This window comes from Streptomyces sp. NPDC059009, assembly GCF_042740175.1.
GTDB lineage: Bacteria > Actinomycetota > Actinomycetes > Streptomycetales > Streptomycetaceae > Streptomyces.
Map to the genome: position 1 here is coordinate 179741 of NZ_JBHYJB010000003.1, position 16714 is coordinate 196454.

General features: G+C 71.2%; 14 protein-coding genes. 6 read left to right on the forward strand and 8 right to left on the reverse strand.

Annotated features, from left to right (window positions below):
• Positions 1–12: 12 nt before the first annotated feature.
• Entirely contained in the window at positions 13–1515 is a 1503-nt protein-coding gene (locus ACFWYM_RS04340; protein ID WP_384829731.1) for a peptide MFS transporter, read from the reverse strand.
• A 252-nt stretch (positions 1516–1767) separates the two neighbouring features.
• Here ACFWYM_RS04340 and ACFWYM_RS04345 point away from each other — a divergent pair, with 252 nt between their 5' ends.
• The 5 genes from ACFWYM_RS04345 (at position 1768) to ACFWYM_RS04365 (ending at position 7705) form a co-directional block, all read left to right on the forward strand.
• Positions 1768–2778 carry a polyprenyl synthetase family protein gene (locus ACFWYM_RS04345; RefSeq protein WP_384829733.1) on the forward strand — a complete coding sequence of 337 codons (1011 nt, stop codon included), beginning with the start codon at positions 1768–1770 and terminating at the stop codon, positions 2776–2778.
• 139 nt (positions 2779–2917) lie between these two features.
• A complete protein-coding gene (locus tag ACFWYM_RS04350) occupies positions 2918–4024 on the forward strand; it encodes a CHRD domain-containing protein (RefSeq protein WP_384829735.1) in 1107 nt (368 codons plus the stop codon).
• Positions 4025–4303: 279 nt separating this feature from the next.
• Positions 4304–5614 carry a DUF2092 domain-containing protein gene (locus tag ACFWYM_RS04355; protein WP_384829737.1) on the forward strand — a complete coding sequence of 437 codons (1311 nt, stop codon included), beginning with the start codon at positions 4304–4306 and terminating at the stop codon, positions 5612–5614.
• A 101-nt stretch (positions 5615–5715) separates the two neighbouring features.
• The gene (locus ACFWYM_RS04360; RefSeq protein ID WP_384829739.1) at positions 5716–6810 is read left to right on the forward strand and encodes an ABC transporter ATP-binding protein; all 1095 of its coding nucleotides are present in this window, start codon (positions 5716–5718) and stop codon (positions 6808–6810) included.
• On the forward strand, positions 6797–7705 hold the full coding sequence (locus ACFWYM_RS04365) for an ABC transporter permease (protein ID WP_384829741.1): 909 nt from the start codon (positions 6797–6799) through the stop codon (positions 7703–7705). Before ACFWYM_RS04360 ends, ACFWYM_RS04365 begins: the two co-directional genes overlap by 14 nt.
• 44 nt (positions 7706–7749) lie before the next feature.
• Here ACFWYM_RS04365 and ACFWYM_RS04370 read toward each other — a convergent pair whose 3' ends face one another.
• From ACFWYM_RS04370 to ACFWYM_RS04395, 6 genes are all read right to left on the reverse strand, one after another.
• A complete protein-coding gene (locus ACFWYM_RS04370) occupies positions 7750–8367 on the reverse strand; it encodes a flavodoxin family protein (RefSeq protein ID WP_384829743.1) in 618 nt (205 codons plus the stop codon).
• 112 nt (positions 8368–8479) lie between these two features.
• Positions 8480–9430, reverse strand: a complete 951-nt coding sequence (locus ACFWYM_RS04375) for a M28 family metallopeptidase (protein WP_384829746.1) — start codon at positions 9428–9430, stop codon at positions 8480–8482.
• 186 nt (positions 9431–9616) lie between these two features.
• Positions 9617–11293, reverse strand: a complete 1677-nt coding sequence (locus ACFWYM_RS04380) for a hypothetical protein (RefSeq protein ID WP_384829749.1) — start codon at positions 11291–11293, stop codon at positions 9617–9619.
• A gap of 101 nt (positions 11294–11394) precedes the next feature.
• Complete coding sequence (locus tag ACFWYM_RS04385) at positions 11395–12873, reverse strand: GNAT family N-acetyltransferase (RefSeq protein ID WP_384829752.1); 1479 nt, start codon at positions 12871–12873, stop codon at positions 11395–11397.
• A 110-nt stretch (positions 12874–12983) separates the two neighbouring features.
• Positions 12984–13436, reverse strand: a complete 453-nt coding sequence (locus ACFWYM_RS04390; RefSeq protein WP_384829755.1) for a VOC family protein — start codon at positions 13434–13436, stop codon at positions 12984–12986.
• A 117-nt stretch (positions 13437–13553) separates the two neighbouring features.
• Positions 13554–14828: an MFS transporter gene (locus ACFWYM_RS04395; protein WP_384829758.1), complete on the reverse strand. Its 1275-nt coding sequence runs from the start codon at positions 14826–14828 to the stop codon at positions 13554–13556.
• 352 nt (positions 14829–15180) lie between these two features.
• Here ACFWYM_RS04395 and ACFWYM_RS04400 point away from each other — a divergent pair, with 352 nt between their 5' ends.
• On the forward strand, positions 15181–16224 hold the full coding sequence (locus ACFWYM_RS04400; protein WP_384829761.1) for a hypothetical protein: 1044 nt from the start codon (positions 15181–15183) through the stop codon (positions 16222–16224).
• Here ACFWYM_RS04400 and ACFWYM_RS04405 read toward each other — a convergent pair.
• The gene (locus ACFWYM_RS04405; protein WP_384829764.1) at positions 16194–16628 is read right to left on the reverse strand and encodes a winged helix-turn-helix transcriptional regulator; all 435 of its coding nucleotides are present in this window, start codon (positions 16626–16628) and stop codon (positions 16194–16196) included. The two genes, ACFWYM_RS04400 and ACFWYM_RS04405, sit on opposite strands and share 31 nt — an antisense overlap.
• Positions 16629–16714: the final 86 nt, after the last annotated feature.

Here is a 16714-nt window from a genome sequence, read left to right on the forward strand (position 1 = left end):
GGACGGGCGTCCTCAGTGGACGGGGTGCATGGTGCGGCGCAGCCAGGGCGCGAGGGCGATCACGGCGACGCCGACGGCGATCGCGATGGCGCCGTTGACGCCGAAGTACGCGGGGTTGGAGACCTTGCCGTAGAGCTTCACGGTCTGTGCCTGGATGCCGTTGGCCAGGGCGAGCGAAAGGAACCACAGGGACATGGTCTGGCTGGCGAACGCCTTCGGGGCGAGCTTCGTGGTGGCCGACATCCCGGAGGTCTCCAGAAGGATGTCGCCGAGCCCGAGCAGCAGGTAGGACCCGACGATCCACCAGGCCGCCATCTTGTACGAGTCCCCGGAGTGCCCGACGGTCGGCAGCACCATCAGGACGAAGGAGAGGCCGCCCAGGATCACGCCGAGCGCGATCTTGTTGGAGGCGTGCGGCTGACGCGGCCCCATCCGCGCCCACACGGCGGCGACCACGGGCGCGAGCGCCACCTCGAAGGCCCCGAGCGCGGAGGCGTACCAGCTGGCGGGGAAGTGGAAGCCGAGGATCTCGGTGCGGGCGTTCGTCGAGGCCAGGAGCATCATCGTCGAGTACGCCTGGAACAGGATGAAGTTGAAGGCGACGGACGCGACGAAGAGCACCAGGTAGGGGCGGAGCCGCCCGCGCTCCTCGGCCGTCACGCGCGGGCTCTTGAACATCACCGCGAAGTACACGACGGGCGCGATCACGGAGATGACGGTGAGCACGTCCACGAAGCGGTCCATCGTCAGCCAGCCGACGCCCGCGAGCAGCGCGGCGAGCGCGGCCACCACGACCGCCCCGACGGCCATGAGGCGCACCGCCCGGCGCATCCCCTCGGGCGGCAGCGCGTACTCCGCGGTGTGCCCGCGCCCGGCCAGGTGGCGCCGCCCGGCGACGTACTGGACGAGCCCGAAGGTCATGCCGATCGCGGCCGCCGAGAAGCCCCAGTGCCAGCCCTTGTGGTCGCCGAGCCAGCCGGTGATCAGCGGTCCGGCGAAGGCGCCGATGTTGATGGCCATGTAGTAGAGGGCGAATCCGGCGTCGCGCCGCTCGTCCTCGGTGCGGTAGAGCTTGCCCACCATGGAGGCCACGTTGGGCTTCAGGAGGCCGGTGCCGGCGCTGATCAGGCCGAGGCCCACCCAGGTCATGGTCGGCGTGGGCACGGCCATCGAGTAGTGGCCGCAGGCGATGAGGATGCCGCCCCACAGGACCGCGCGGTACGAGCCGAGGATCCGGTCGGCGAGCCAGCCGCCCGCCACCGAGACCAGATAGACGAGCGTCCCGTACGCGGCCGAGACGGACGCCGCCGTTCCGGGGTCCATGCCCATGCCGTCGTTCGCGACCGAGTCCGCGAAGTACAGGACGAGGATGGCCTGCATGCCGAGGAAGGAGAACCGCTCCCACACCTCCAGGCCGGAGAGCGTCAGCAGGCCGCGCGGCTGGCCGAAGAAGGCGGTGTCGTCGCCCGGCGGCGGCTCTGTGGAAGGCTGCGTCTCAGCCGGATTACGAGACAAAGGTTCCGCTTCCGTTCATTGCGTGACGTATGTGCTAGGACGGGTCTCTCGGGCATACAGGCTGATCACGAACATACCGGTGGTGATCGAGGTCCGCCCGGGCTGGCTGCGCTCGTTCAAGCGCAGCCGGGCCCCCGCTGTGATCGAAAGGCGACCGGATACGCTGACTTGAGTGATGGCAGCGACACATCGACAAACCGTGTCATCGACCAATGACCGACCTTGTGATCGTCAGCAGACAGGAGACCGCTCGTGACCGTCGTCGAGCCGTTCAGGCTGAGCGTGCGGGACCAGGCTCTCGAAGCCGATGTCCAGGCCGGGTTGGCTGCCGTCGAGGAGGGGCTGCTCGAGGCCACCAAGAGCGAGGTCCCGTTCATCACGGAGGCCGCGCAGCACCTGGTGCGCGCGGGCGGGAAGCGCTTCCGGCCGCTCCTGGTCATGCTCGCCGCCCAGTTCGGCGACCCGTACGCCCCCGGAGTCGTGCCGTCCGCGGTGGTCGTCGAGCTCACCCACCTCGCGACGCTGTACCACGACGACGTGATGGACGAGGCGGATGTGCGCCGCGGCGTCCCGAGCGTCAACCAGCGCTGGGGCAACTCGGTCGCGGTCCTCACCGGCGACTTCCTGTTCGCCCGCGCCTCGCACATACTGGCCGACCTCGGCCCCGAGGCCGTCCGCATCCAGGCGGAGGCGTTCGAACGCCTGGTCACAGGGCAGATCCTGGAGACGGCGGGCCCGCGCGACGGACGCGACCCGGTCGACCACTACCTGGACGTGCTCGGCGGCAAGACCGGCTCCCTGATCGCCGTCTCGGGCCGCTTCGGCGCGATGATGTCGGGCGCCGACGAGACCGTCGTGGACGTCCTCACCCAGTACGGTGAGCGGCTCGGCGTCGCCTTCCAGCTCGCCGACGACGTCCTGGACATCGCCTCCGACTCGCACGAGTCGGGCAAGACGCCCGGCACCGACCTGCGCGAGGGCATCCCGACGCTGCCGGTCCTGCGGCTGCGCGAGCGCGTGCGCAAGCTCGGTCTGGCCGAGGACATCGCCCTGAGCGAGCTCCTCGACTCGGACCTGACGGACGACGCCCGGCACGCCGACGCCCTCGCCCGGCTGCGCGCCCACCCCGCCCTGGAGCAGGCCCGCCGGGACACCGTGCGGTACGCGGAGGAGGCCCGCGCGACGCTCGCGCCGCTGCCCGAGTGCGACGCGAAGACGTCGCTGGTGGAGCTGTGCGACGCGGTGGTGCACCGGGCGGGCTGAGCCCGGCCGCACCCATGAGTGTGACGCAGGTCACTTGATGAGTTCCAGACTGGATTGAGTCCAGGCTAGGAATCGGTCCGTACTCCCGCCCAGAAGCCGGCGCCGCTGGGGACGCCGGCCCGCAGGGGGGAGTCACACCATGGGTACGTTCAGCACATCCACGTCCACGTCCACATCTAGCTCCACGCCCACGAGCCGTCGCCGGACGCTGCTCGTCGCGACCGCCGTGGTCGCCGCTGCCGCCGGAGTCACGGCCTTCGTGCTGCCGGGCGACGGCGAGGGAGACTCGGCGAGGGGCGGCACGCACGGTGCGCACAGCCAGTCCGTCGAGGTCCAGAGCGGCGGCGCCGCGGTCTCCCGTGACGGCGCCGGAGTCTCCCGCGGCGGCGCGCTCCTCGTGGCGAGCATGAACGGCGCCAACGAGGTGCCCGTACAGGGCGGTCCCGCCGTCGGCGACAAGGACGGCAAGGCCCTCGAGTTCGTCCAGGTCAAGGGCGACCGGGTCACGGTGACGGTCAAGTGGCGCGGCACCGGGCGGCCCACCATGCTCCACATCCACCAGGGGAACAAGGGCGTCAACGGCGGCATCAAGGTCGACTTCACCAAGCTGCTCGGCGCCATCAAGGGCAACAGCGTCACCGGCACCGTCAAGGTCGCGGACGCCGCGCTCCTGAAGCAGCTGAAGGCCGACCCGGGCGGCTTCTACGCCAACCTGCACACCGCCGAGTTCCCGGGGGGCGCCGTCCGCGGCCAGCTCCACAAGGTCTCGGCGAACATCGGCTTCCAGGGCGCCAGGGCGAGCTTCCAGGCGTCGGTGATCCAGGGCCAGCAGATCTACGAGTGCAAGAAGGCGGCGGGCGGGGCCGCGACAGGCTCCGGGTCCGGGGCCGGGTCTGGTTCCGACTCCGGGAAGTTCGCCTTCGCGCAGCGCGACGTGCGGGCCCGCCTCGGCGGCGACATCGCCCACAGCTTCGTCGCCCCCAACTCCGGTACGCCGCAGTGGATCGCGCCCGACCGCAGCGCTGTCACCGGCCAGTTGGTCAGCAAGACGCCCAACGGGACCGAGAACATCCCGGAGCTGGACCTCAGGGCCACGCAGAGCGGCAAGCGGCAGGGGCTGCTCGCCGGCACCGCGGAGATCCTCCGCCTGAACACCGTGGGCGGCGTTGCCCCGTCCGGCAGTTGCGCGAAGGGAGCGGTGGTCGGCGTCCCCTATCAGGCCGACTACGTCTTCGTGCGGCGCTGAACGCCCCTCACGGACCGGGCCTGTTTCCCCGGACAGGCCCTGGGCGGTGCCTTCCCCTACGGGATGGGGGAGGCACCGCCTCTTCATGTCATCCCATGGCAGTACGCGGAGTTGCTCCCGGGGTCTGACGATTCCGCCTGGCCGATTTGGTCGTATGGAGGGAAGCAAGGTCCGGCAAGAAACAACCACTCCTCACCAAATCGGGTGAGAATGGCGGCGCGGGGTGGACGACCGCACGTACAGGGCAGGCCGCCGCCGACCACGGAGGTAGGGCACACAATGGCACCGTACGAACCGGAGCAGGACACCAGCGGAGCCGGGGAGCCGCGCGTGCGTCGCCGCAAGGCGGCGCGCTATGCCGTCCCGGTCGCGGTGATCGGGGTGGCGGCGGCGACCATCGGGCTGGTCCCGGCGCTCGCCAGCTCGGGCGACCCCGATCTGCCGAAGGTCACGGCACAGGAACTCATCGAGAAGATCGCCAAGTCGGACACCCAGCAGCTGTCCGGCACCGTGAAGGTCAGCACCGACCTCGGCCTGCCGTCCGTGGCCTCCGGGCTCGCCGGCGGCTTCGCGGGTGGGGGCGGTGGGGGCGGCGGGGGCCGGGGCGACGGCGGATCGTCGGCCGACCCCTCGTCCAAGCTGCTCGAACTCGCCTCCGGCACGCACACGTTGAGGGTAGCGGCGGACGGCCCTGACAAGCAGAAGCTCTCCATCCTGGACGACGCCTCGGAGTACAGCCTCTTCCACAACGGCGACGAGATGTGGGCGTACGACAGCGCGTCGAACGAGGCGTTCCACTCCAAGCAGCAGGGCCACAAGGGCGGCGACAGCGCCCACAAGAAGCTGCCGAAGGACGTTCCCGCCACCCCCGAAGAGCTCGCGAAGCAGGCCCTGAAGGCGGTCGACGACACGACGTCCGTGCAGGTCGACGGCACCGCGCAGGTGGCGGGCCGCGACGCCTACCGCCTGGTCATCAAGCCCAAGCAGTCCGGCGCTGCCCGGTCGACGGTCGGCCAGATCACCGTCGCGGTCGACGCGAAGGAAGGTGTGCCGCTCAAGTTCACGCTGACCCCGGCGGGCGGCGGCGCGGCCGTCGTGGACGCGGGCTTCACGAAGGTCGACTTCTCCAAGCCGTCGGCGTCCACCTTCGACTTCACGCCCCCGAAGGGCACGAAGGTCACCGAGGGCGACGAGCAGCGCGGCGCCCGGCACCGTGACGCCCGCGAGGGCATGGAGCTGGGCAAGGAGCTCGACAAGGACCTCGACAAGAGCCTCGGCGGCAAGGAGTTCGCGGGCGGCGAGGGCGCCGGGGGCATGAACGGCCTGAACGTCATGGGCGAGGGCTGGAACTCCATCGCCGAGCTGAAGATCCCGGGCGGCCAGGGCATCCCGTCGACGCACTCCGGTGAACTGCCGCCGGACGCGGCCAAGTTCCTCGACTCCCTCGGCGACCAGGTCACCGGGAAGTTCGGCTCGGGCACGGTCTTCAAGACCCGCCTGATCAACGCCCTCATCACGGACGACGGCAAGGTCTACGTCGGCGCGGTCACCAAGGACGCGCTGGTGAAGGCGGCGAACGCGGCCCACTAGGGCGCGCGGGCAGGAGCGGTACGTGGCGGCGGGCCGAGGGTGCCACACCCTCGGCCCGCCGCTCAGCCGTACGGTGGGGGCGGGCCAGGGGAGGGGAACACGTGCAGGACACCGAGAGCGTGATCGAGACCCACGCGCTGACCAAGCGGTACGGGAGGCATCTCGCCGTCGACGGCCTCGACCTCACCGTCCCGGCGGGCAGCGTCTTCGGGTTCCTGGGGCCCAACGGCTCCGGCAAGACCACCACCATCCGCATGCTGATGGGCCTCATCGAGCCCACCTCCGGCGGCGCCCGGGTCCTCGGCCGCGCCATGCCGCGCGCGACGCGCTCCGTCCTGCCGCACGTCGGCGCCCTGATCGAGGGCCCCGCCCTGTACGGGTTCCTGTCCGGCCGCGACAACCTCCTGCGGTACGACGCCGCCGACCCCACCGCCGACCCGCGCACCCGCCGGGCCCGGGCCGCCGCCGCGCTCGACCGGGTCGGCCTCACCGCCGCCGCGGGCCGCAAGGCGAAGGCGTACTCGCTCGGCATGAAGCAGCGCCTCGGCCTCGCCGCCGCCCTGCTCCAGCCGCGCCGCCTCCTGGTGCTCGACGAGCCGACCAATGGCCTGGACCCGCAGGGGATGCGGGAAATCCGGTCGCTGGTGCGGGAGTTGGCGTCGGACGGCACGACGGTGTTCCTGTCCTCGCACCTCCTCGACGAGATCGAGCAGGTCTGCACGCACGCGGCGGTGATGACCCAGGGCCGCCTCATCACCCAGGGGTCGGTGGCCGAACTCGCCGCGGGCGTACGGGGGCGGCTCGTCGTGACGACCCCGGACCCCGGCGAAGCGGCCCGCGTCCTGAAGGAGCACGGCGTCGCCGACCTGGTGGTGACGGAGGACCGGGTGACCGGCGAACCACCCGGCCCCGACACCAGTACCGGTCCCGGTCCCGGTACCGGTACTGGTGTCGGTACGGGCGCCGACACCGGTACGGGCCCCGGTACCAGTACGAGCCCCGATGCCAGTACGGGTCCTGGCACCGATACGGGTCCCGGCACCGGTACAGGCCCCGGTGCCGGTACCGACCTCGCCGATCTGAACGCCGCACTGGTGCGCGCGGGCGTCCGCGTCCGCGGCTTCGGCCTCGAACGCCCCTCCCTGGAGGACGCGTTCGTGGCCCTGACGGGGGAGGGCTTCGATGTCGCAGGCTGATCAACTCGGGGCGGCCGACCTTCCGGCCGATCTTCCGGCCGCCCGGGCCACCAGCCCCCTGTGGACCTTCGGCCTCCTCCGCAGCGAGCTCTCCGTGACCTTCCGCCGCTGGCGCACCCTCGCGCTGCTCGGCGTGCTGGTCGCGGTGCCGATCCTGATCGGCGTCGCCGTGAAGATCGAGACCAGCGACGGCTCGACGGTCGGCGGGGGCGGCGAGGGCGGCGGGCCCGCGTTCATCGCGCAGATCACCAACAACGGCCTGTTCCTGGTCTTCACCGCGCTCGCCGCGACCCTGCCCTTCTTCCTGCCCATGGCCGTCGGAGTGATCGCGGGCGACGCGATCGCCGGGGAGGCCAACTCCGGGACCCTGCGCTACCTCCTGGTCGCCCCGGCGGGCCGCACCCGGCTGCTGCTCGTCAAGTACGCGACCACGATGGCCTTCTGCCTGGTGGCGACCTTGATGGTGGCGGCCTCCGCCCTCCTCGTCGGCGCCCTGCTGTTCCCGCTGGGCGAGCTCACCACGATCTCCGGTACCCGTATCAGCCTGGCCGACGGCATGCTGCGCGCGCTGCTGATCGCCCTCGTGGTGGCCGCGTCACTGATCGGGGTCGCGGCGCTCGGCCTGTTCGTGTCGACCCTGACCGGCAGCGGCATCGCGGCGATGGCCACGACCGTCGGCCTGCTGATCACGGTCCAGATCCTCGACCAGATCCCCCAGCTCCACGCGGTCCAGCCGTACTTCTTCTCGCACTACTGGCTGTCCTTCGCGGACCTGATGCGCGAGCCCGTGTACTGGGACGAGCTGGTCAAGAACCTCGGCCTGCAGGGCCTGTACGCGGCGGTGTTCGGCTCGGCTGCGTGGGCGCGGTTCGGCGCGAAGGACATCACGGCGTAGCGGCCGCCGCGCAGCGGTCGGTGCCTGGCGGTCAGTCCTGGCGGTCAGCCCTGGCCCTGGTCCTGGTCCTGGCTCTGGTACGGGTAGCGGGCCAGCGCCGGCTCCTGCGTGAAGAAGGTCTTGGCGCGGGTGAGGGCCTCGGTGTCGGTCAGGACGTTGCCGGGCCGGGAGCCGTTGCCGAGCAGGACGCCGCCGAAGTGCATGGGGAAGAAGGCGGCCGTGTGGTTCAAGGTGCCGATCAGCGGGGCGGCCACTTCCTCCTCGCTGTGGGCGAGCGCCGTCACGCCCCACAGGGTGCGGCCCGCGAGAGCGTTCTTGAAGTCGACCTCCGGGACCTCCAGCCAGGCGTCCCAGTAGTCGAGGTAGCGCTTCGTGGTGGCCGAGAGCGAGTACCAGTACAGCGGCGACACGATGACGATGTCGGTGGCTTCGAGGGTCGCGTCCAGGAGCAGCGCCTCGTTGTCGCCGACGGGGCGCGGGCGGGCGCGGGGGCGGGTCCCGTCGTGGCGGTGGTCCTCGAAGTCCGGGAGGTGGTGCTCGGCGAGGTGGAGCCAGCGCTGTTCCACGTCGGGGGCGAGCTGCTCGGCGGCCTTGCGGGCCAGGAGCTCGGAGTTGCCTCCGGTGCGGGCGCTGCCGAGCACGAACAGGAACTTCCGGGTCATGGCCATACTCCCTCGTCGCGATTACATGCGTGTGCAGTTTATGCACACGCATGTAATCGCGTCCAGGGGCATTCCTGAGGGCCGCCCTCAAGGGCGGCCCCTGGGAAGGGAGTTACGCGGAGAGCCCCCACAGCGCCACCGCGATGGCGTCACTGTTGTGGTCGAGCGCGGTCTCGTCGATGTTCGACGTCTTGTCGCAGGCCGAGTGGTAGCAGGGGTCGAACGGCTTCCCGGCCGTGCCGCCCCAGTTCTGCGCCTGCTCCGCGGTCTTCTCGTAGTCGGCGCCGCTGAACAGGCCGCCGACCGGGATGCCCGCGTCCTTGAAGGGCGCGTGGTCCGAGCGGCCGTCGCCCTCCTCGTCCGGCTCGGTGGCGAGGTTGAGCCCGGCGAAGTAGTCCTTGAAGGTCTTCTCGATGGTGGGGTCGTCGTCGTAGACGAAGTAGCCGGGGTTCGGGGAGCCGATCATGTCGAAGTTCAGGTAGTCCTTGATCTTCGAACGGTCGCCGGTGGCGAGCTTGTCGACGTAGTGCGAGGAGCCGACGAGCCCCAGCTCCTCCGCGCCCCACCAGGCGAACCGCAGGTGCTTGGCGGGCTTGTAGTTCTCCTTGGCGACGGTCAGGGCCGTCTCCAGGATCGCGGCGGAACCCGAGCCGTTGTCGTTGATACCGGGACCGGAGCCGACGCTGTCGAGGTGCGAACCGAGCATCACGGTCTGCCCCTCGTCACCGCCCGGCCAGTCCGCGATGAGGTTGTAGCCGGTCTTCCCGTTGGAGGTGAACTCCTGGACGGAGGTGGTGAATCCGGCCGCGTCCAGCTTCCCCTTCACATAGTCGAGGGACGCCTGGTAGCCCTTGCTGCCGTGCGCGCGGTTGCCGCCGTTGGCGTCGGCTATGGACTGCAGTTCGTTCAGATGTGCCTTGACGTTGGCCACCGAGATGTCGGGGGCGGCGGCCTTGGATGCCTGGGACGTGGGGGCGGCACCGGCGATCGCGCTGGTGGTGAGGAGCGCGCCGACGGCTATGACGGCGGCTGCCGCGGTACGCCCGGGAACGGAGAGTTTCATGTGGGGGGGCTCCGATTTCCGTGAATCCCGAACGGGTCTTCCCCGAACGGGTGTTGGCGAGCCTGATGGTGAGGGTGGGATTCACGTGACGTCAAGAGCGCGATCCGGACGGAACGTTCCGCATAGCGGCGAGGGGTGTCTCGGAGGAGCACTCAGGGGGCGCAAAGGTGGTGCACAGGAAGTTGCTCAAGGGTGGTGCGGAGGCTCCGGGTTGAGGGCCACCGTCCAGCCCTGGGCATAGGTGTCCGGAACCGAGTGGCGGGGCCAGCCGCGGGCCCACCCCGGAGGTTCCGCTTTCCGCAGGACGAGGGCGTCGGGCGGGGGAGTGCCGCCGCTCCGGGTGCCGCGCGGACCGGCCGCGCACCCGGTGGCGTACGCGATGGGGATCACCGAGGTGTTCCCGCGCAGCACGCAGGAGGCGCGCACCCCCTCGTCGCGCAGGACGGCGGCGACGCGCGGCCAGTCGTCGCGGGCCCGGCTCTGGATCCCCGTATTGGTGTAGGTGAAGGGGAGTTGGGCGCCGAGGTGACCGGCGACGGCGGCGGCGATGACGGCCGTGGCCGCGGCGGACCGCAGCCGGGCCCGCAGCAGCCGTGCGACGGCGAGCACACCGAGGGCGGCGGGCAGCGAGAGCAGGGCGTGCGCGGGCAGCAGGAAGCGGGGCGCCCCGTAGGGGACGAGGAGGAGATACGGGGCGGCGGCACAGAGCCCGACGGCGAGGGCGAGCCAGGCGGCGGCGCGGGCGCGGGGGCTGGTGCCGGTGCCGGGCTTGGTAAGGGTAGGAGTGCTGGGCTTGGTACGGGTACGGAGCTTGGTACGGGTAGGGGTGCTGGGCTTGGTACAGGTACGGCTCTCGGTACGGGTACGGAGCTTGGTGCTGGTACCGGCGCGATGCAGCGTCCACAGCCCGAGCGTCACCAGTACCGGCAGCACGATCCACCACTCCAGCGCGACGGCCTGCAGTCGGTCGCCCTCGCACGGACGGCAGAGCAACGGCCCGTCCAGCGCCGTCAGTTGATGCAGCGCCGAGGGGCCGGGCCGCAGCCCACCCTGTACGTCGCTGGCCTCGCGGAGCCGCGCGCCCACGCTCCCGAAGCGCACCACCGCCTCGACGGCCCACGGCACCGCGCCCGCCGCGAACCCGCCGACGACCGCGAGCGCCCGCCCCCACCCCCGGCACCGCGGCACGCACACCGCAGCGAGCAGCAGCGGCGCGGCGACGGCGGCACCGTCGTTGGGACGCATCAGCGTGGCAAGCGCTGTGCCGACGGCGATTCCCGCGTACGTACGAGGAGTCGGGCGCCCCTTGTCGTGCAGGAGGAGGCCGGTGGCCGCCGTGGCACCCATGGCCGTGTAGTGGTTGGGCATGGCGGCGCCCGCGTAGAAGAGCGTGAACCAGAGGCTTCCGTAGAGCGCGCCGGCGACGACGGCCGTCCGCCCCGGCAGCACCCGCAGCCAGGGCCGGAACCCCAGGTAGAGCGCGGCGCTCGACAGCAGCGTCAGCCACACCCGCAGCAGCACGACGGAGTCGCTCCAGGATGCGACGGGCGCGATGAGCAGCGGCACGCCACGGGTGCGGGGCGCGCTGAACGGCACGGCGGGCCCGTGTGCGTACGGGCCGAACCGGCTGGCGTAGACGGTCTCGTCCCAGCCGAGCGGGAGGTTGAGCGGGACGAGGACGAGGGAGAGGAGGGCGAAGGTGAGGGAGAGGACGAGGAGGGGGCGGGTGCTGATCCTGGTACCGATCCCGGTACCGGTACCGGCTCCGATCCCGGTCCCAGTAACGGCACCGGGATCAGCACCGGAATCAGTACCAGCACAGGCTCGGGTTCCAGTGTCGGCACGGGTCCTGGTATCGGCCATGCTGCTGACGCCCCCTACTGGCTCCCACATGCCCATGAGTGAAGGCCCGGCGACTTCAGCCTTCACTCATCTATCTGTTCGTGGGGCCGTGAGAGTTCCCCTCAGGGGCGGCCCCAGGCCATCTTGAACTCCCGCTCGAACGTGGCATATCCGGCACGCGCGAAGGCCGCCGCCATGGGTGAATTGCCGAGGTCGGTCGAGGCCCGGATCCGGGGCACGTCCTCGGCGGCGAGAACCCGGGTGCCCTCGGCGAGGAGCGGGTCGATGTAGCCGTGGCCGCGGTGCTCGGGGACGACCCCGATGTAGGCGACGATCGCGTTGTAGGTGTTGCGGGCCGGGATCACGAAGCCCACGGGATCCCCTCCGGGGAGCGTGGCGATGCGCCACCAGGAGCGGGGAGTCCCGTACCGGGCGAGCTCGCCCGCGTAGTGCTCGACGGCGGCCTCGCGGGGCGTCATACGGGCGAGTTCGGTGCGGCTGTAGTGGTCGAGGGTGCCGTCGAGAGCGCGGGTCATCAGGCCGATGAGCTCCTCGGTCCCGGCGTCGGTCTCCTCGACGGACCGGAAGAGGAGGCGGCCGTCCGGCTCGGGCACCGGGCTGCCGGGCTCCCACTGGAGGCGCAGCCGCTCCACGGAGTGCCGGGCCCCGGTCGCCTCCAGGAGCCCGGCGCGGCGCTCCACGGCACGCCGCTCGGCGGGGATCTCGCGCCAGTCACCGGGGAGGAACCGGCTGTACTCCGGCCGCACTTGGTCCTCCCGGATCGGGACGACCTTCTCCAGGGCGGTGTCGAGGAGGAGGGACGCGGCGCCCTCGGCGGTGGAGTCGGCGAGGTCCGTGTCGAGCACGTCGAAGACGTCGAGCACCAGGGGCTCGTCCTCGGCGGCCCGCCCCCACCACGCGATCCGTGCGAGGACCTGGCTCCCGCGCACGGCGACCCACATCCACTCGGGCCTGCGACGGCCGCCCGCGAGGTCCTCGGCGATCTCGTGGTTGAGGGTGTACGGGAGCTGATTGAACAGGCCCACTTCTTCGGGGCCGCTGAGGGGACGTATGACGACGTCCCCGGACCGCGCCGTCTCGATGAGCTCAGCCACCAGGGCGCCCTTCGCCTCGGCATAGCGCTCCCTGGCGTTGTCGACGTCCTGGAGACGCCGGCTCAGCTCTCTCTTCAACTGGCTGTAGCGCAGGACGTCTTCGGGGTGGGCGCGCAGATGGTCGCGGAGGAGCACGTGGTCGAGGTGCGGTGTGGATCCCGCGACCACGGCATACAGGTGGTGGTCGATGTCTCCCGGGGGAGCCTGGAACGCCTCGCGCCCGGTGATGCCGAGGTCGCCCTCGTGGTGATAGCCCCGCTTCACGAGCCGGGAGATGACCTCGGGGAGGAGGGAGGCGTCGTCGACCACGATGTCGATGTCGATGATGGGCTTGGCGGCGCAGCCGGGCACGGAGGTGCTGCCCACATGCTCGACGGTGTGGCGGACGTCCTCGAGGGCCGACGCGAGAACCGTCCGCAACTCCGCGAAGAGGCCGGCCCATTCGGGGTCGAATTCCTGGACGGTGAGTGTCTTGCTCTGGTTCATCCTGCGTTGGCTCCCTTGGCCTGGCGACACGGCGGGTGACGGCCCGGAAGGGAGGCCGTCGCACCATTGTGTGCCTCGGCAAGGGGTCAGCAGAGGGAATGTGTTTCCCCTCAGTGGACGCAGAACTCATTCCCCTCCGGGTCCGTCATCACCACCCACTCGCCCCCCTGCGCCGCCACCCGCCGCACCACACCCGCGCCAAGCCCTTCCAGGCGCGTGACCTCGGCGTCCCGCTCGCCCGGCGCCGCATGCACGTCCATGTGCAGCCGGTTCTTGGTGTCCGGCTTCGGCTCGGGCACCCGCTGGAAGAGGATCCGGCGCCCGAGGCCCGTGCCGCTCTCCTGGTCGTACGGGTCCTCGGGATGCCGTACCGCGATGAGGTCGCGGAAGGCGTGGCGCCCCCGGAACTCCAGGGTCTCCGACTCCTGTACGGCGCCGAAGCCGAGGAGCTTGCCGATCAGCTCACTGTTGTCCTCCACCTCATATCCCAACGCCTCGGCCCAGAAGGCGGCTTGGGCATGCGGATCGGACGCGTCGACGACGAGCTTCCAGTGCAAGGTCATGGGGCAGTTATAACCGGGCCCACTGACAATCCCCGCCGAGGCCACTGCCATTCCCCGCCGAGCCCGCGGATCGCCACCGCCGGGCCCGCGGATCGTCACCGCCGAGGCCGCAGGCCATCACCGCCGCGCCGGAAAGCCGTGCGTGCGCGCCGCGATCACCACGGCGAGGACGGGCACCAGGAGCACGAGGACGCTCCAGGAGAAGGACGTCGACCCGAACAGGCCGAGCAGCACGCCGCCGACGACGCCGCCCGCGGCCATCGCCACGTTCCACAGGGTGACGAGCATGGCCTGCGCCGCGTCCGCCGCCTCGCCCCCGGCCTCGCCCGCGGCGGTCTGCAGCAGGGTCGGTGCGCCGCCCCACCCGAGCCCCCACAGGGCGACCGCCCCGTAGACCAGCGCCTCGCTCCCGGAGACCCCCGGCGCCACGGAGACCACGGCCAGCAGGGCGGCCCCGGCGGCGACAAGGAGAGCACTGGCGAGCATGAGGGCGCGCGCCCGCCGGTGGATGTGGGCACCCACGACCCAGATGCTCACCAAGGAGGCGCCGCCGAAGACAAGGAGGACGAGGTCGGTGGCGTCGCCCATGCCGAGGTGGTCGAGGAGCGTGGCGATGTAGGTGTAGAGGACGGTGTGGGCGAGGACGAAGACGAGGGTGACGAAGAGGACCGGGGCCACGCCGGGGACGGCGAGGGAGCGGATCACGGGGGCACGCCCGCCGCCCGGGTGTTCACCGGTCGCACCGGTCGCACCGGTCGCACCGGGCTGATCGGGGACGAGCGCGGCGATCCAGGCGATCACGCCGACCGCGAGCCCCGTCATGAGCAGGAATGTCACCCACCAGCCGAGCACCTCGCCCAGGAACGTGCCCGCGGGCACCCCGAGCGACAGGGCGACGGGGATGCCGGTCATGACGACGGCGATGGCCCGGCCCTGGAGCCCGGGGGGCGCGAGGCGGCGCGCGTACCCGGCGAGCAGCGCCCAGGCGAGCCCCGCGGCCACCCCGGCGACGAACCGGGCGGCCATGGTGAGGAGATAGTCGGCCGAGAGCGCGGTGACGGTGTTGGCGACGGCGAAGGCCGCCATCGCGGTCAGCAGCAGCCGCTTGCGCCGCCAGGACGCCGTGGCCGCGGTGAGCGGGATCGCGGTGAGTGCCGTGCCGATCGCGTAGATCGTCACGGACTGCCCCATCGCGGACTCGCTGACGCCGAGGTCGGCGCTCATCGCGGGCAGGACCCCGGCGGGCAGGGTCTCGGTGAGGCTGGTGATGAAGACGGCGGTGGCGAGGGCGAGCAGGGCCAGGAGGGGAAGCTTCCGCTCCGTCTCCTGCGGCGTGCTCCGGGAAGAGGCAACAGGGCTTTCCGGGCTGAGGGTTCGAGTTCGAGTTCGCATGCCGGGATGGTCGACCCTGACATTGATGTGAAGTTCAAGCGCGTGATTCGCGAGTCGACCCCTGAGCGTGCGACTCCCGGCACCTAAGGGGGAGTTGAGGGGCGGGTCGGGGTGATCCCGGATCGCGGGGCGGCGGGTGCGGGGCGCAGTCTGGAATCGCACGGGAGCGCCGCCCGGCACGAGCGGCTCGGCGCCGTGGGCCATCGGGGGAGAGCACGCACATGCCGCACACGCATACGCAGCACTCGCAGAAGACGCGCGCGCAGCACACGCAGCAGACGGACGCGCAGCAACAGCCCCCCACCCGGCGGGCCCGCGTGCTCGTCCGCACGCCCGGCGCCCCGCCCACCTCATGGCCTTCACGCTGTGCGGGATCGCCACGGTCCTCGCCACGCGCGCCTTCCTCTCCCTCGCCGGGTATCCCAAGCTCGGCAGCGGCGGTGGCGGCGGCCTGCACATCGCCCACATGCTCTGGGGCGGCCTGTTGATGACGGCGGCGATCCTGCTCGCGCTCACCTGCTCCGGCCGAGCGGCCCGGCGCGGGGTCGCCGTCGTCGGCGGGGTCGGCTTCGGCCTCTTCATCGACGAGATCGGCAAGCAGGTCACGGACGAGCCGGGCTACTTCTACCAACCCGCGGCCGGGCTCATCTACGCGAGCTTCGCGCTGCTCCTGGTCCTGACACACAGACTCCGCGCACGAAGCACGCGAGGCATCCAAGGCATACAGGGCCCACAGGGCATCCAAGGCGCACAAGGAACGCGGGGCGCACAGGGCATACAGAGCACGCAAGACACAGAGCACACGCAGCGCACCGCGCACGCCGCCGACCTCGCCCTGACCGGCGTCACCTCCGGACTCACCACCGAGCAGCGGGAGTTGGCCCTCGGCCTGTTGGCGGGCTCGGAGCGCGAGGTCGACGTGGCGCTCGCCCGGCTGCTCGCCACCCTTCCGCAGCGCCCGCCCGCACCCGCCGCCCGGTGGCGGGCGGTGGCCCGCAAGGCAGGGCGTTGCCTGCGCCGGATCGCCCGCACCCGCACCGTGTTCGTGCTCGCCGTGTTCTGCGTGCTGACCGAGGCGCTGCTCTTCGCCGGGATGATGTCGTGGGACGTCTACGACGGAGCGCTGGCGAACGACCCGCAGGAGGGCGCCAATCTGGCCGTCGCGCTGACGGAGGTGGTCTCGGCGGGGCTCGGCGTCGCCGGCCTGATACGGCTGCGCACGGACCGGGCGGCCGCCTTCCGGCTGTTCCAGGCGGCGCTGCTCGCGGACATCCTGTTCGGGCAGGTCTTCAAGTTCACGATGGACCAGTTCGCGGCCGTCGTCGAACTGGGCATGGACCTCTGCCTGCTCGGGGTCGTCTCCGCCTACAGGGCGGCCGCCTCCCGCGCGTCGTAGTCGGCCCGCGCCCCCGCGATCTCGTTCTGGTGCTCCTCCGTCCAGGAGACCAGGGACTGGATGGTGTGGTGCAACGTCCCGCCGAGGGGCGTGAGTTCGTACTCGACGCGGGGCGGGACGACGGGGTGGACGGTGCGCTTGACCAGGCCGTCCCGCTCCAGCTGGCGCAGCGTGACGGTGAGCATGCGCTGGCTGATCCCGTCGATCTCGCGCCGCAGCTCGGTGAAGCGCAGCCTGCGCCGGTCGAGCAGGGCGATGACGAGCAGCGACCACTTGTCGGCGATCCGGTCGAGTATCTGGCGCACCTGGCAGTCCTCGCGCGTATCCCACTGGAAGGGATCGGCGTCGCCGTAGTCCATGGTGCCCGCGCAGTCACTCGGTGACTTTGAAGTGCCTTCTTCCATACCCGTCGATGCTGCCGCAGCATCGCAGTGGTTACAAGAGGGAACTGACCGGCGTTTCAGTAACTACCGCTGGTGGTCCGTGTGTT

Coding starts and splice junctions, on each gene's coding strand:
- ACFWYM_RS04350 (WP_384829735.1), top strand. CDS start 2,918: ATGGGTACGTTCAGCACATCCACGTCCACGTCCACATCTAGCTCCACG.
- ACFWYM_RS04355 (WP_384829737.1), top strand. CDS start 4,304: ATGGCACCGTACGAACCGGAGCAGGACACCAGCGGAGCCGGGGAGCCG.
- ACFWYM_RS04365 (WP_384829741.1), top strand. CDS start 6,797: ATGTCGCAGGCTGATCAACTCGGGGCGGCCGACCTTCCGGCCGATCTT.
- ACFWYM_RS04370 (WP_384829743.1), bottom strand. CDS start 8,367: ATGACCCGGAAGTTCCTGTTCGTGCTCGGCAGCGCCCGCACCGGAGGC.
- ACFWYM_RS04375 (WP_384829746.1), bottom strand. CDS start 9,430: ATGAAACTCTCCGTTCCCGGGCGTACCGCGGCAGCCGCCGTCATAGCC.
- ACFWYM_RS04380 (WP_384829749.1), bottom strand. CDS start 11,293: ATGGCCGATACCAGGACCCGTGCCGACACTGGAACCCGAGCCTGTGCT.
- ACFWYM_RS04385 (WP_384829752.1), bottom strand. CDS start 12,873: ATGAACCAGAGCAAGACACTCACCGTCCAGGAATTCGACCCCGAATGG.
- ACFWYM_RS04390 (WP_384829755.1), bottom strand. CDS start 13,436: ATGACCTTGCACTGGAAGCTCGTCGTCGACGCGTCCGATCCGCATGCC.
- ACFWYM_RS04395 (WP_384829758.1), bottom strand. CDS start 14,828: ATGCGAACTCGAACTCGAACCCTCAGCCCGGAAAGCCCTGTTGCCTCT.
- ACFWYM_RS04400 (WP_384829761.1), top strand. CDS start 15,181: ATGGCCTTCACGCTGTGCGGGATCGCCACGGTCCTCGCCACGCGCGCC.
- ACFWYM_RS04405 (WP_384829764.1), bottom strand. CDS start 16,628: ATGGAAGAAGGCACTTCAAAGTCACCGAGTGACTGCGCGGGCACCATG.